General features: G+C 73.6%; 12 protein-coding genes. 7 read left to right on the top strand and 5 right to left on the bottom strand.

Translation table 11 applies throughout. From position 1 onward, the window contains the following. Nucleotides 1–15: 15 nt before the first annotated feature. Together ACIQPQ_RS28735 and ACIQPQ_RS28730 are read right to left on the bottom strand one after the other, a co-directional pair. The gene (locus ACIQPQ_RS28735) at nt 16–159 is read right to left on the bottom strand and encodes a hypothetical protein (RefSeq protein WP_401309230.1); all 144 of its coding nucleotides are present in this window, start codon (nt 157–159) and stop codon (nt 16–18) included. A gap of 35 nt (nt 160–194) precedes the next feature. Next, nucleotides 195–1262 carry a LacI family DNA-binding transcriptional regulator gene (locus tag ACIQPQ_RS28730; RefSeq protein ID WP_401309227.1) on the bottom strand — a complete coding sequence of 356 codons (1068 nt, stop codon included), beginning with the start codon at nt 1260–1262 and terminating at the stop codon, nt 195–197. 372 nt (nt 1263–1634) lie between these two features. Between ACIQPQ_RS28730 and ACIQPQ_RS28725 the strand changes: the two genes are divergently transcribed. The 6 genes from ACIQPQ_RS28725 (at nt 1635) to ACIQPQ_RS28700 (ending at nt 9516) form a co-directional block, all read left to right on the top strand. Next, nucleotides 1635–3476: a glycoside hydrolase family 2 protein gene (locus ACIQPQ_RS28725; protein WP_401309225.1), complete on the top strand. Its 1842-nt coding sequence runs from the start codon at nt 1635–1637 to the stop codon at nt 3474–3476. A gap of 181 nt (nt 3477–3657) precedes the next feature. Beyond that, nucleotides 3658–5001 carry an extracellular solute-binding protein gene (locus ACIQPQ_RS28720; protein ID WP_401309222.1) on the top strand — a complete coding sequence of 448 codons (1344 nt, stop codon included), beginning with the start codon at nt 3658–3660 and terminating at the stop codon, nt 4999–5001. A 97-nt stretch (nt 5002–5098) separates the two neighbouring features. After that, complete coding sequence (locus ACIQPQ_RS28715; protein ID WP_401309220.1) at nt 5099–6004, top strand: carbohydrate ABC transporter permease; 906 nt, start codon at nt 5099–5101, stop codon at nt 6002–6004. Between the two features lies 1 nt (nt 6005). Beyond that, a complete protein-coding gene (locus ACIQPQ_RS28710; protein WP_401309218.1) occupies nt 6006–6953 on the top strand; it encodes a carbohydrate ABC transporter permease in 948 nt (315 codons plus the stop codon). A gap of 95 nt (nt 6954–7048) precedes the next feature. Continuing rightward, nucleotides 7049–8506, top strand: coding sequence for a family 43 glycosylhydrolase (locus ACIQPQ_RS28705; RefSeq protein ID WP_401309216.1), 1458 nt, complete (start codon nt 7049–7051; stop codon nt 8504–8506). Nucleotides 8507–8661: 155 nt separating this feature from the next. Next, a complete protein-coding gene (locus ACIQPQ_RS28700) occupies nt 8662–9516 on the top strand; it encodes an alpha/beta fold hydrolase (protein WP_401309214.1) in 855 nt (284 codons plus the stop codon). 27 nt (nt 9517–9543) lie between these two features. Here the strand turns inward: ACIQPQ_RS28700 and ACIQPQ_RS28695 are convergent, their stop codons facing one another. Further along, complete coding sequence (locus tag ACIQPQ_RS28695; protein WP_401309212.1) at nt 9544–10191, bottom strand: TetR/AcrR family transcriptional regulator; 648 nt, start codon at nt 10189–10191, stop codon at nt 9544–9546. Nucleotides 10192–10367: 176 nt separating this feature from the next. Here ACIQPQ_RS28695 and ACIQPQ_RS28690 point away from each other — a divergent pair, with 176 nt between their 5' ends. Then, nucleotides 10368–11360, top strand: coding sequence for a zinc-dependent alcohol dehydrogenase family protein (locus ACIQPQ_RS28690; protein ID WP_401309210.1), 993 nt, complete (start codon nt 10368–10370; stop codon nt 11358–11360). Between the two features lie 187 nt (nt 11361–11547). Here ACIQPQ_RS28690 and ACIQPQ_RS28685 read toward each other — a convergent pair whose 3' ends face one another. Beyond that, nucleotides 11548–11835, bottom strand: a complete 288-nt coding sequence (locus ACIQPQ_RS28685; RefSeq protein ID WP_401309207.1) for a DUF1905 domain-containing protein — start codon at nt 11833–11835, stop codon at nt 11548–11550. A gap of 94 nt (nt 11836–11929) precedes the next feature. Next, entirely contained in the window at nt 11930–12928 is a 999-nt protein-coding gene (gene gap, locus ACIQPQ_RS28680) for a type I glyceraldehyde-3-phosphate dehydrogenase (protein WP_401309206.1), read from the bottom strand. Nucleotides 12929–12942 lie beyond the last annotated feature (14 nt).

Raw genomic sequence — 12942 nt, 5'->3', positions numbered from 1 at the left:
GCCGCACCCGGCCCCTCACCCGCCTCCGCGCCGCCGCAGCAGGACCCACCCCACGACGGCCAGGGCCGCGAGGACCACGACGAAGACCACGGCGTCGCGGCCGTCCTCGACGGGCGCGTACTTCCCGCACGCCACCAAGTGCGCGTACGGGTACCTCATCTGACGCCTCCTCAGGCAGTTCTGCCGGCGCGGTGTCAGGGCCGGGGCGGGGGGTCGTCCCCGGCCTCTTCGCCCACCCGCTTCCCGCCCGTCGTCTCCCGCACCACGACCCGGTGGGCGGCGACGTGGTCGCGGCCGGGTGCCGCCTCCGGGGACTCCACGCGCTCCAGCAGGAGCGAGACCGCGGAGCGGGCGATCTCGCGTTTGTCGGGGGCCACCGTGGTGAGGGTCGGGACGCTGAAGCGGGAGGCCTCGATGTCGTCGAAGCCGACGACGTCGCAGTCGCCGGGCACGGTCAGACCCAGGTCGTGCAGGGAGCGCAGCGCGCCGAGGGCAAGGTGGTCGTTGAGGCAGAGCAGGGCGTCCGGGCGGGGGGTGCGGCGCATCACCTCGGCGGCGGCGCGGGCGCCGTCGCGCCAGTGGTAGGCGTCCACGGCGACGACGAGGGAGGCGTCGAAGGGCAGCCCGGCCGCGTCGAGCGCCGCGCGGTGGCCGTCGGTGCGCAGCCGGTCGGTGCCCTGACGGCCGCGGACGGCGCCGCCCAGGACGGCGATGCGGCGGCGGCCCCGCTCCAGCAGGTGCGCGGTGGCCTCGCGGGCGGCCCGGACGTTGTCGATGCCGACGTGGTCGGTGCCGCCGTCGGCGGGGCGTTCGCCGAGCAGGACGACAGGCAGCCGCCGGTCGCGGGTGGCGAGGTCGCGGGGGTGCAGGGCGAGCGGGCTGAGGATGACGCCGTCGGAGAACTGCGCGTCGAAGCCGTGCAGCGCGGCCAGTTCGCGCTCCCGTACGGCCTCGGTCTGGTGGATGAGGACGGTGTGGCCGCGCCGGTCGGCCTCCGCGATGACGAGCTTGGCCAGCTCCGCGAAGTAGGCGACGTCGAGTTCGGGGACCGCCAGGGTGATCATGCCGGTGCGGCCCTGGCGCAGTTGCCGTCCGGCGATGTTGACGCGGTAGCCGAGCGCCTCGATGGCGTCCTGCACGGCGGTGCGGGTGCGGTCGGAGACGTGCTCGAAGTTGTTGATGACGTTGGAGACGGTCTTCGGGGAGACACCCGCGTACTCCGCCACGTCCTTGATCCTGGGTCTTGCCGCCACGCTGTTCATCCCTCCGCCACGCCGCCCGATCGTACCCACCGCGACCACCCGCGGCCGACTCCGGGCGGCCCCCGCAGCCGCCCCCGCGCGCTACGCCGGTCCCGGCTGCCGCCCGGCCCGGTCCCGGCTGCGGGCGTGGCCCGGCACCGGCCCCGCTCCCGGCTCCGGGCGCGACGCCGGACCGGGCAGCGCTCCCGACGCCGAACCAGGCACCGCGCCCGGCACCCCGGCCGCCGACCGCACCGGCCGGCCCCGGACCGGAACGGACTCTCCGCCGCACGCCTGGCCGGATTCATTCGGTCCCGAGTATTTACATCGATGTAATCGTCATGGTGCCATGGCCTCACACACACCGCTCCACCGAGAGGCGCAAGGAGTTCCATGCCGCTCCCCCACCCCACGACCCCGTCCGGCGCGGCGGACCTGCCGCGGCCCGAGCACCCCCGGCCGCAGTTCGTCCGGGACGCCTGGCTGAATCTGAACGGCACGTGGCAGTTCGAGATCGACCGCGCCGACACCGGCCTGGAGCGCGGCCTGCGCGAGCGCCCCCTGGCGGACCGGATCACCGTCCCGTTCTGCCCGGAGTCGGAGCTGTCCGGGATCGGCGAGACCGACTTCCTGGAGGCCGTCTGGTACCGGCGCACCGTGACCGTGCCCGCCGAGTGGACCGGTTCCCGGGTGCTGCTGCACTTCGGTGCCGTCGACCACGACACCACGGTGTGGGCGGACGGCGTCGAGGTCGCCCGGCACCGCGGCGGCTTCACCCCGTTCACCGCCGACCTCGGCGAGGTGGCGCGGCCGGGGGCCGAACTGACCCTCGTGGTGCGCGCCCGCGACAGCAGGCACGGCGTCCAGGCGCGCGGCAAGCAGGCCACCTGGTACGCCAACACGCACTGCCACTACACGCGGACCACCGGCATCTGGCAGACCGTGTGGCTGGAGGCCGTCCCGCGCGCCGCCGCCCTCAAGCGCCCGCGCATCACCCCCGACCTGGCGTCCGGCTCCTTCTTCCTGGAACTGCCGCTCACCGCGAACCCGCCCGGCCACCGGGTGCGCGCCGTCCTCTCCGACGAGCGCGGCGAGGTCGTCACGGCCACCTCCCGCGCCGATCTCGACCTCGCGCCCCGCCTGGTCCTGCCGCTGCCCGAGGACCGGCGCCGCGTGTGGTCGCCCGCCGACCCGCACCTGTACGACCTGACGCTGGAGCTGCTCGACGCCGACGGCACGGTGGTGGACGCGGCCCGCTCCTACGCCGGACTGCGCTCGGTCTCGCTGCGCGGGAAGAAGCTGCTGCTCAACGGCGAGCCCGTCTTCCAGCGGCTCGTACTGGACCAGGGCTACTACCCCGACGGCCTGATGACCGCGCCCAGCGACGCCGCGCTGGTGCGGGACATCGAGCTGGGTCTCGCGGCGGGCTTCAACGGGGCGCGGCTGCACCAGAAGGTGTTCGAGGAGCGCTTCCTCCACCACGCCGACCGGCTGGGCTATCTGGTCTGGGGCGAGTTCGGCGACTGGGGCTGCGAGGTCGGCGTCCGCGACGACAACCAGCGGCCCGACGCCTCCTTCGTCACGCAGTGGCTGGAGGTGCTGGAGCGGGACCACTCCCACCCGTCGATCGTCGGCTGGTGCCCGCTGAACGAGACGTACCAGCACCTCCACGACCGGCTGACCGTCCTCGACGACGTCACCCGCGGCATGTTCCTGGCCACCAAGCAGGCCGACCCCACCCGCCCGGTGATCGACGCCTCGGGCTACGCGCACCGGGTGCCGGAAACCGACGTGTACGACTCGCACTGCTACGAGCAGGACCCGGCCGAGTTCGCCAAGCTGATGGCGGGCCTGGCGGAGGACCGGCCGTACGTGAACGCGGCGCCGGACGGACGGCCCTGGTCGGTGCCGTACGCGGGACAGCCCTACTTCTGCAGCGAGTTCGGCGGGATCTGGTGGGACCCGGAGGCCGCCGCGGCGGCGGGCGACGAGCGGGACGTGTCCTGGGGGTACGGCGAACGGCCGCGCACCGAGGACGAGTTCACCGAGCGCTTCGCCGGGCTGACCGGGGTGCTGCTGGACGACCCGGACATGTTCGGCTACTGCTACACGCAGCTCACCGACGTCTTCCAGGAACGCAACGGCGTCTACCGCTTCGACCGCTCCGAGAAGGTGGACGTCGCACCGCTGCGCCGGGCCCAGCTCCGCGTGGCCGCCTACGAGGACACCCCGTGACCGGTCCGGGGCCGCGCACGCGGCCGGGGGCCGACCCCTCCCCACGATTTACATCGATGTAAGTCCGTACGACGATTCACGATCCCAACGGGCGGCGGCATCCGGAGGCGATACTTCCGGTTATCTCGGCGCCTCGGCGCCCCGACCTCCGGTCACCCCGCCGCCCGTGGAAAGGAGCCGCATGACCGGCACACCCGTACCCGTCGGTCCCGCCGGGCCGAGCCGGCGCCGCCTGCTCGGTGCCGCGCTCGCCTCCGGGGCCGCCCTGCTCGGCGCGGGGGCGCTCAGCGGCTGCGGCTCGGCCCAGGCCGCCGACGCCTCGACGGTCCGGCTCTGGGACCTCTTCAGCGGCGCCGACGGCGGTCTGCTGAACGACATGGTGGACGCCGCCCGCCCGGACATGCCGGGCACCCGCATCGAGCGCACCGTCCTGGAGTGGGGCACCCCGTACTACACCAAGCTCGCCATGGCCTCCGCCGGGGGCCGCGGCCCGGACGTGGCCGTCGCCCACCTGTCGCGGCTCGCCGGATACGCGCCCAGCGGGCTGCTCGACCCGTGGGACGAGGACCTGCTCGCCGAGTACGGCGTCCGCCGGGACGACTTCTCCGAGGCCGTCTGGTCACGCACCCAGTACCGGCGGCGGACGTACGCGATCCCGCTGGACACGCATCCCTTCATCGTCTTCTTCCATCCGGAACCGGCCGCGAAGGCGGGCCTGCTGAAGCCCGACGGGACGCTCGACGCGGAGGCCTTCGCCTCCCCCGACAGCTTCCTCGCCGCCGGACGGGAACTGGCGAAGGCGTCGGGGAAGCAGGGCGTGGCCTTCGGCTACGTCAACGACACCGCGCAGGGCTGGCGGCTGTTCTACGGCCTGTACCGGCAGACCGGCGGCGTCTTCGAAGTGCCCGAGGGCGGCCCGGCCGAGGTCGACGAGGACCGGATGGCCGAGGTCATCGCGTTCATGGCGAAGCTCGTCGACGGGCGGACCAATCCGCGGCGGCTGGACTACGCGGCCGCGATCGCCGCCTTCTCCAACCGGCAGACCGCGATGATCCTCTCCGGCGAGTGGGAGCTGGGCACCTTCCGGGGCGCCGACGCGAAGGTGGGCGCGGCGCCGTTCCCGACCGTGTTCGGCACCCCGGCGGTGTACGCCGACGCGCACTCCTTCGTCCTGCCCCACCACCCCGACCCGGACGCGGAGCGCCGCCGCCGTACGCACCGCGCGGTCGCCGCGCTGCTCAAGGCGGGCCAGATCTGGGCGACGGCCGGGCACATCCCGTCGTACGGCCCGGTCACCCGCACCGCGGACTACGCGGCGCTGCGGCCGCAGGCGCACTACGCGTCGGCGCAGGACCACGTGGTGCTGGACCCGGCGGTGTGGTTCGCCGGGGCCGGGTCCGACTTCCAGAACGCGATGTCGCAGGTGCTCCAGCAGGCCCTGCTCGACGGTCTCCGGCCCGACCGGGCCGCCCGCGCGATGGTGCGGCGCCTGAACTCCTTCCTGGCCAAGCCGAGCCCGGCCTGATCCGGGCCCGCACCGCGCCCGACCCGTGCCCGATCCGATGCGAGCCCGCCCCGAGCCCGACCCGAACCCCGCGCTCCCCCGCGCTGGAGGCACCACGATGTCCTCTCCTCACGCCGCACCCCGCCCCGCGGCCCGGTCCGTGCGCCGGGCGGTCCCGCCCGGCCTGCTGTTCGCGCTGCCCTTCCTCGTCCTGTTCGCGATGTTCCTCCTCTGGCCGCTCGGCCAGGGCCTGTGGATGAGCCTCACCGACGCCTCGCTGTCGGCGCACAGCCCGCAGTTCGTCGGCGCCGACAACTTCACCGAGGCGTTCGGCGACGCCGAGATGTGGCGGGCGCTGTGGCACACGGTCCTGTTCACGCTGATCTCGACGGTGCCGCTGGTGGTGGTCGCCCTCGGCATGGCGCTGCTGGTGCACACCGGGCTGCCCGGCCAGTGGGTGTGGCGCCTGGCGTTCTTCGCGCCGTACCTGCTGCCCGTCGGTGTGGTGGGCCTGCTGTGGCTGTGGCTCTACCAGCCCGACCTCGGCCTCTACAACCACCTCCTGGACGCCGTCGGGCTCGGTCAGGTGGCCTGGCTGAGCGACGAGTCGGTCGCCCTGTGGGCGATCGCGCTGACCACTCTGTGGTGGACGGTCGGCTTCAACTTCCTGCTCTACCTGGCCGCCCTCCAGTCGGTGCCCGACCACCTCTACGAGGCGGCCGCCATCGACGGAGCCGGGGCGTGGCGGCGGCTGTGGTCGATCACGCTGCCGCAGCTGAGCCGGATCACGGTCGTCATCACGGTGCTCCAGGTGCTGGCCTCGCTGAAGGTCTTCGACCAGGTGTACCTGCTGACCAAGGGCGGCCCGAACAACTCCACCCGCCCGGTCGTCGAGTACGTCTACGACGTCGGCTTCACCGGCTACCGGCTCGGATACGCCTCGGCGATCAGCTACATCTTCTTCGCCCTGGTCCTCCTCGCCTCCGCCGCCCAGTACTTCGCACTCCGCCGCCGGGAGAACTGACATGACCTCCACCGACCTGCCCGTCCGTCCCGCCCCCGCCGCCCCGCGCCCGGACGGCGGCCACATCCGGGAGCTGAGGGCCCGCCGCGGCGCGGCCGGGGGCGGCACGAACCTGACCCTCGGCGGGGGCCGCGTCACCCGGGTCCTGGCGCTGCTGGCGCTGGGCGTGACGGCGCTGGTGTGGCTGCTGCCGATGGCGTGGGCGCTGCTGACGGCGTTCAAGTCGGAGGCGGACGCCAGCGATCCGGCGCACTGGTTCTGGCCGGAGCACGGGTTCACGCTGAAGGGGTTCAGCACCGTGTGGGAGCGCGGGGACCTGCCGCTGTGGATGCTGAACAGCCTGCTGATCTCGGCGGCGGTCACGGCGATCACGGTGATGGTGTCGGCGATGGCCGGGTACGCCTTCTCCCGGACCCGGTTCGCGGGCCGCCGGTGGCTGTTCGCGCTGACGGTGGCGGCGGTGCTGGTGCCGCCACAGATGCTGATCGTGCCGTGGTTCCGGCAGATGCTCGCCCTGGACCTGCTGGACACGTACGCGGCGGTGATCCTGCCGCAGACGGTGGCGCCGGTCATGGTGTTCATCCTGAAGAAGCACTTCGACTCCCTGCCGCGGGAGCTGGAGGAGGCGGCGCGGATCGACGGCGCCGGGCACTGGCGGATCTTCTGGTCGGTGCTGCTGCCGCTGTCGCGTCCGATGCTCGCGGCCGTGTCGATCTTCGTGTTCATCGGCGCGTGGAACAACTTCCTGTGGCCGTTCGTGTCCACCTCCGACCCCGCGCTGATGACGCTCCCGGTCGGCATCACCTCGGTGAAGGACGCCTACGGCCTCCAGTACGCCCAGACGATGGCGTCGGCGGTGCTCGCCGCGCTGCCGCTGGTCGTCGTGTTCGTGCTCTTCCAGCGCCACATCGTGAAGTCCGTGGCCACCACAGGTCTCGGCGGTCAGTGAGGTCCCGGAGGTCCGGGGCGCCCCACCGCCCGCCGCAGCGCACCACACCGTGTCCCCCGTGCACGCCCCCACCCGTGACGGCGAAGGAGCCGCCCATGCGCACCGGCACCCGCACCTCCCCCCTCACCGCCCTGCTCGGCCTGATGGTCCTGCTGCTCGGCCTGGCGGCCGTCCCCGAGGCGACCGCCTCCCCCTCCGTGCCCGCCACCCGCGTCGCCGCGGCGGGCACCTTCCGCAACCCGCTCAACTCCGGGCCCGACCCCTTCATGACGCACTGGAAGGGGAACTACTACCTGACGACCACCCAGGGCGGCAGCATCCGCATGTGGCGCTCGCCGTCCCTGGGCACCCTGCTGACCGCCGCCCCGGTCACCGTGTGGACGGACAGCGACGCCTCCCGCAACCGCAACATCTGGGCGCCGGAGTTCTACCGCTTCGGTGACCGCTGGTACCTCTACTACACGGCCGACGACGGCGTGGACGAGCACCACCGGCTCTACGTCCTGGAGTCCGACCGCGACGACCCGGCCGGGCCGTACCACTTCAAGGCGAAACTCGCGGCGCCCGGTCACGCGGACGACTTCGCCATCGACCCCGGCATCCTCCAGCGCGACGGACGGCTCTACCTGGCCTGGGCGGGCCTCAACCAGTACCAGCACAACGGGCTGAACCTCGCCCCGATGTCCAACCCCTGGACGGTCTCCGGCAACCAGGTCGCCCTGGACGCGCCCGGCGGCTGCCCCGAGGTGCGCGAGGGCCCCGAGTTCCTCTACCGCAACGGCCGCACCTGGATGACGTACTCGACCTGCGACACCGGCAAGCCGGACTACCAGGTGTGGATGATGTCGCTGCGCGACGGCGCCGACCCGCTGGTGCCGGGCAACTGGACGCGGCACCAGGGCGCGGTGTTCTCCCGCGCCGACGACCGGGGCGTGTTCGGGCCCGGCCATCACGCGTTCTTCCGCTCGCCCGACGGCACCGAGGACTGGATCGTCTACCACGCCAAGACCACGTCCCAGCTCACCTACGGCAACCGCACCACCCGCGCGCAGCGCATCGGCTGGAACGCCGACGGCAGCCCGGCGCTCGGGCGTCCGCTCGCCCTCGGCGCCACCCAGGACCTGCCCTCGGGCGACCCCGGCTCGGGCAACCACTGGATCAACGACGACGGCCGGTCGAGCGGCGACGGCACGGTGACGTACGCGGGCGCCTGGAACGCGGGCACCGGCTGCGCCACCCAGTGCTTCTGGGGCGACGACCACTGGAGCGACCGTACCGGCGCCACGGCGACCTTCGCGTTCACCGGAACCCGGATCGCGCTGCTGTCCGTGCGTGACACGGGCAACGGCATCGCGGGCGTCCGGGTCGACGGCGGCGCCGAGCAGCGCGTGGACCTGTACGCGGCGATCCGCACCGGGGAGACCGTGCAGTACGTCAGCCCGCGGCTGCCGTACGGGCGGCACACGCTGACGGTGCGGGTGACCGGGGAGCGGTCGTCCGCGTCGTCGGGGGCGTTCGTGAGCGTCGACCGGGCGGAGGTCTACACCGACTGACGGCGAGGCGGCGGTGACGGTGGGGCCGGTCGGACGCAGACCGGCCCCACCGTCCTGTCCGGGGCGGGCGGCCGCGCGAGGGAAACAGATCGGTGTACAGTCATCCCCGTTCGAGAAACAGATCTGTTTCCCCTTCTCTCGTACGGAGCTTCGCCATGCCCGAATCGAACAGCGGCACCGCGCCCAACCAGGTCGTGGAAGCGGCCGACGGGGTCCGGTACACCTACCGGCGCTTCGGCACCGCCCGGCCCGGAGCGCTGCCGCTGGTCTTCCTCCAGCACTTCCGGGGCAACCTCGACAACTGGGACCCCGCGCTGATCGACCCCCTCGCCGCCGGGCGCGAGGTGATCCTGGTGGACTACGCGGGCGTCGGCGGCTCGACCGGCACCCCCGCCACGACGGTCGCGGAGACCGCCGCCGGCGTGACGGCCTTCCTGGACGCGCTCGGCGTCGGCCGCTACGACCTCTTCGGCTTCTCGCTCGGCGGGTTCGTGGCCCAGCAGCTGGCCCTGACGGTCCCGCACCGGGTGCGGCGGCTCGTCCTCGCCGGGACGGCGCCGGAGGGCGGCCGGGACTTCCACCACTGGACCGGCGCGGTCGCGCAGGCGGCCCGGCGCGACGAGCCCACCGGGGAGGACCTGCTGACCCTGTTCTTCGGGCCCTCCGAGGCGAACCGGGCGCGCGGCGGGGAGTTCCTCGGCCGTATCTTCGCCCGCGAGGCGGACCGGGACGCGCCGACCGACCTCGCGACCCGTGACGCGCAGACGGCCGCGATCTCCGCCTGGGGCGTCCCCGACCGGTCCCGGCTGGAGCGGCTGGCGGCGCTCACCCACCCGGTGTTCGTCGCCGGGGGCGCGCTCGACGTGATGACGCCGGTCTCCAACACCCATCTCCTGGGCGGGCACCTGCCGAACGCGCACGTGTTCGTGGACCCGGACGGCGGTCACGGGTTCCTGTTCGAGCGTCCGGCCGCGTTCGCCGCCGAGACCGAGGCCTTCCTCAGCGCCTGACGTCCCGCACCGGGGCGCTCGGGGGCCTCACGCGGAGACCGCGGCGACCTTCTCGGGCCGGTGCGGCTTCGCGGGCTCCTCGGTCGTCCCGGCGGCGGGCTCCAGGCCCTGGGCGGCCAGCAGGGTCCGTACGGTGCGGCACACGCTCTCCGGGAAGGCCGTCTGACGCACCGCCGCGTACGCCATCGCGCCGTCGAAGACGACGACGAGCTGCTCCGCCAGCAGAGCGGCGTCGGCGGCACCGGCGGCGGCCGCCAGCTCGGTGAAGTAGGCCTCCATGCGCTGCTTGTAGCCTAGGGCGACGCCGCGCACGGGGTGCTCCGGGTCGAGCAGTTCGGCGGCGGCGTTGAGCACCGGGCAGCCCCGGAAATCGGGGTCGGCGGAGGCGCGGCGCGCGGTGTCGAAGACGGCGACCAGGCGCCCGGCGGGCGGCGTCGTGTCGCCCTCCGGGGGGAGGACGGCCTCCAGGAAGCGGTCGGTGGCGCGGGGCAGATAGGCCGCGATCAGGTGGTCCTTGCTGGGGAAGCGCTGGTACAGGCTCCGCTTGGAGACGCCCGCCACCTCGGACACCAGATCGACACCGGTGCTGTTGATCCCGCGGCGCGTGAACAGCTCGCAGGCCGCCTCCAGCACCCGCTCCCGCACCTGGTCCACGCCCTTCGCCCCTGTCGTCATGCGCCCAATGTAACGCCGACCGACGCCGCTCCGGAAACAGGACGGTTTACCGCATGCGCTGCCTGTTCGACCCCCTACGACCCCCGTCCCTCACGCCACCCCCACCCCGACCCCCACACCCATCCCCTTCATGCTCCGCTCCGGCGGACCTCACGGCAAAGGACACCGATCCCTCCATGGCACGGCAGATCTTCTTCGACACGACCGGCGGCCCCGAGACCCTGCGGCTGCGGGAGGTGGACACCCCGCGGCCCCGGGCGGGCGAGGCCCTGGTCCGGGTGGCGGCGATCGGCGTGAACCGCGCCGACGTCATGTTCCGGGAGAACCGCTACTTCTATCCCCCGGCCCTGCCCTCCGGTCTCGGCTACGAGGCCGCGGGCACGGTGGAGGCGGTGGGCCCCGACACGGTCGGGGTCGCCGTCGGCGCCGCCGTCGCGGTCGTCCCCACGTTCAAGCTCACCGAGTACGGCACCTACGGCGACCTGGTCGTCGTGCCCGTCGACGCGCTGGTGCCGCGCCCCGCCGACGGGGACCCCGTGGTCGCGGCGGCGACCTGGATGGCGTACGTCGCCTCGTACGGGGCGCTCGTCGAGGACGGTCCCGTGGCGCCCGGCGACCACGTCCTGGTGCACGCGGCGACCGGCGGTGTCGGTCTGGCGGCGGTGCAGGTGGCGCGGCGGATCGGCGCCGTGCCCATCGCGACGACGCGCACCGCCGCGAAGCGGCAGCGGCTGCTGGACGCGGGCGCGGCGCACGTCGTCGTCACCGACGAGGAGGATCTTGTCGCGCGGGTCCGGGAGATCACCGGCGGGCGGGGCGTGCGCACGGCGATGGACCCGGTCGGCGGGCCGGGCATCGTCCAGGTCGCCGGTACCGTCGCGCCCGGCGGCAGGCTGCTGGCGTACGGGCTGCTCGACCCGCGCAACGACCTCTCGCTCGGCCTGCCCACCGTGCCCGGCATCAGCGTGAGCCTCTACACCCTGTTCCCCGTCACCACCGATCCGGAGCGGCGTCGCCGGGCGGTCGCGTTCGTGGAGTCCGGGCTCGCCGACGGCACCCTGGCCCCGGTCGTGGACCGCGTCTTCGACCTCGCCGACGCCGTGGCCGCCCACCGGTATCTGGAGTCGGGCGCCCAGTTCGGGAAGGTGGTCCTGACCGTCGGCACCTGACCGGCTGCTCCCGCGTGCGGTTCCTGACCGGCTCGGGGGGCTTGCAACGGTGTCGCAACGTACGGCCCGTCACAGTGGCCGTGTGCCGGGCGGCTTCGCCGTCCGGCGGGGAGGAGGCCGGGCCCGCGCTGTCGGCGGTGCGGGGCCGGCCGCCTCCCCGGTGACGGTGGGCGCAGCGCGGCCGGGGTCAGAGCCGGACCGTCAGCGCGACGGTGACCTCGTCGCCCTCCCCCAGCTTCTGCGGGAGCCGTACGGCGTTCTTCAGGGGCAGCAGATAGCCGCCCTGCCGGGGGATGAGCGAGGTGGTGAAGTCGGTGCCGCCGATCCGCGCCGCGACCGGGATCACGCCCCAGCCGTAGGTCGCCATCGCCGCGACCTCCCGGATCTCGCCGCACTCCTCGTCCGGCACGGGCACGAAGAAGTACGGCGCGGGCCCGCGCCACTCGATGATCCGGCCTTCGAAAACGAGTTCCATGGCATCGGCATGCTAGCCGGGACGGCCCGACCGCGCCGGGGAGCCGACCGGCGGACCGCCTCGGGAGGCCGCGGGGGCGGCGGGGTGTGGTGGCTCAGCCCGCGGCGAGGAGTTCGAGGGTGTCGATGACGCGGTTGGAGAAGCCCCACTCGTTGTCGTACCAGGCGACGACCTTGATGTGGCGGCCGTCGACGCGGGTGAGAGCGGAGTCGAAGATCGACGAGGCCGGGTTGCCGGTGATGTCGGAGGAGACGAGGGCGTCCTCGGAGTACTCCAGGACTCCGGCGAGGCGGCCCTCGGCGGCGGCGCGGTAGGCGGCGAGGACCTCGTCGCGGGTGACGTCACGGGCCACGGTGGTGTTCAGCTCCACGATCGAGCCGACCGGCACCGGCACCCGGATGGAGTCGCCGGACAGCTTGCCGTCGAGGTTCGGCAGGACCAGGCCGATCGCCTTCGCCGCGCCCGTCGTGGTCGGCACGATGTTGACCCCGGCGGCGCGGGCGCGGCGCGGGTCGCGGTGCGGGCCGTCCTGGAGGTTCTGCTCCTGGGTGTAGGCGTGCACCGTCGTCATGAAGCCGTGCTCGATGCCCGCGAGGTCGTCGAGGACCTGGGCGAGCGGGGCGAGGGCGTTGGTGGTGCAGGACGCGTTCGACACGACGGTGTGGGCGGCCGGGTCGTAGGCGCCGGTGTTCACGCCGTAGGCGAGGGTGACGTCCGCGCCGTCCGAGGGGGCGCCGACCAGGACCTTGCGGGCCCCGGCGGTGAGGTGGGCGCGGGCGGCGTCGGCGGCGGTGAACCGGCCGGTGGCCTCCAGGACGAGGTCGACGTCGAGTTCCGCCCAGGGCAGCTTCGCGGGCTCCCGCTCCGCGGTCACCTTGATGCGGCGGCCGTCGACCACGAGCGTGTCGCCGTCGACCGTGACCGGGCGGCCGAGGCGGCCCGAGGTGGTGTCGAAGGCGAGGAGCCGGGCGAGCGTCGCGGGCTCGGTGAGGTCGTTGACGGCGACGACCTCCAGCGTGCTGTCCCGTTCCAGGAGCGCGCGCAGCACGTTGCGTCCGATGCGGCCGAATCCGTTGATGGCGATGCGAGTCATGAGTGGTGTCCCTT

This window comes from Streptomyces sp. NPDC091281 (assembly GCF_044757425.1).
Taxonomy (GTDB): Bacteria; Actinomycetota; Actinomycetes; order Streptomycetales; family Streptomycetaceae; genus Streptomyces.
Note: the sequence above shows the minus strand (reverse complement) of the source record. Positions and strands in the feature narration are given on the sequence as shown.

Coding starts and splice junctions, on each gene's coding strand:
- ACIQPQ_RS28735 (WP_401309230.1), bottom strand. CDS start 159: ATGAGGTACCCGTACGCGCACTTGGTGGCGTGCGGGAAGTACGCGCCC.
- ACIQPQ_RS28730 (WP_401309227.1), bottom strand. CDS start 1,262: ATGAACAGCGTGGCGGCAAGACCCAGGATCAAGGACGTGGCGGAGTAC.
- ACIQPQ_RS28725 (WP_401309225.1), top strand. CDS start 1,635: ATGCCGCTCCCCCACCCCACGACCCCGTCCGGCGCGGCGGACCTGCCG.
- ACIQPQ_RS28720 (WP_401309222.1), top strand. CDS start 3,658: ATGACCGGCACACCCGTACCCGTCGGTCCCGCCGGGCCGAGCCGGCGC.
- ACIQPQ_RS28715 (WP_401309220.1), top strand. CDS start 5,099: ATGTCCTCTCCTCACGCCGCACCCCGCCCCGCGGCCCGGTCCGTGCGC.
- ACIQPQ_RS28710 (WP_401309218.1), top strand. CDS start 6,006: ATGACCTCCACCGACCTGCCCGTCCGTCCCGCCCCCGCCGCCCCGCGC.
- ACIQPQ_RS28705 (WP_401309216.1), top strand. CDS start 7,049: ATGCGCACCGGCACCCGCACCTCCCCCCTCACCGCCCTGCTCGGCCTG.
- ACIQPQ_RS28700 (WP_401309214.1), top strand. CDS start 8,662: ATGCCCGAATCGAACAGCGGCACCGCGCCCAACCAGGTCGTGGAAGCG.
- ACIQPQ_RS28695 (WP_401309212.1), bottom strand. CDS start 10,191: ATGACGACAGGGGCGAAGGGCGTGGACCAGGTGCGGGAGCGGGTGCTG.
- ACIQPQ_RS28690 (WP_401309210.1), top strand. CDS start 10,368: ATGGCACGGCAGATCTTCTTCGACACGACCGGCGGCCCCGAGACCCTG.
- ACIQPQ_RS28685 (WP_401309207.1), bottom strand. CDS start 11,835: ATGGAACTCGTTTTCGAAGGCCGGATCATCGAGTGGCGCGGGCCCGCG.
- gap (WP_401309206.1), bottom strand. CDS start 12,928: ATGACTCGCATCGCCATCAACGGATTCGGCCGCATCGGACGCAACGTG.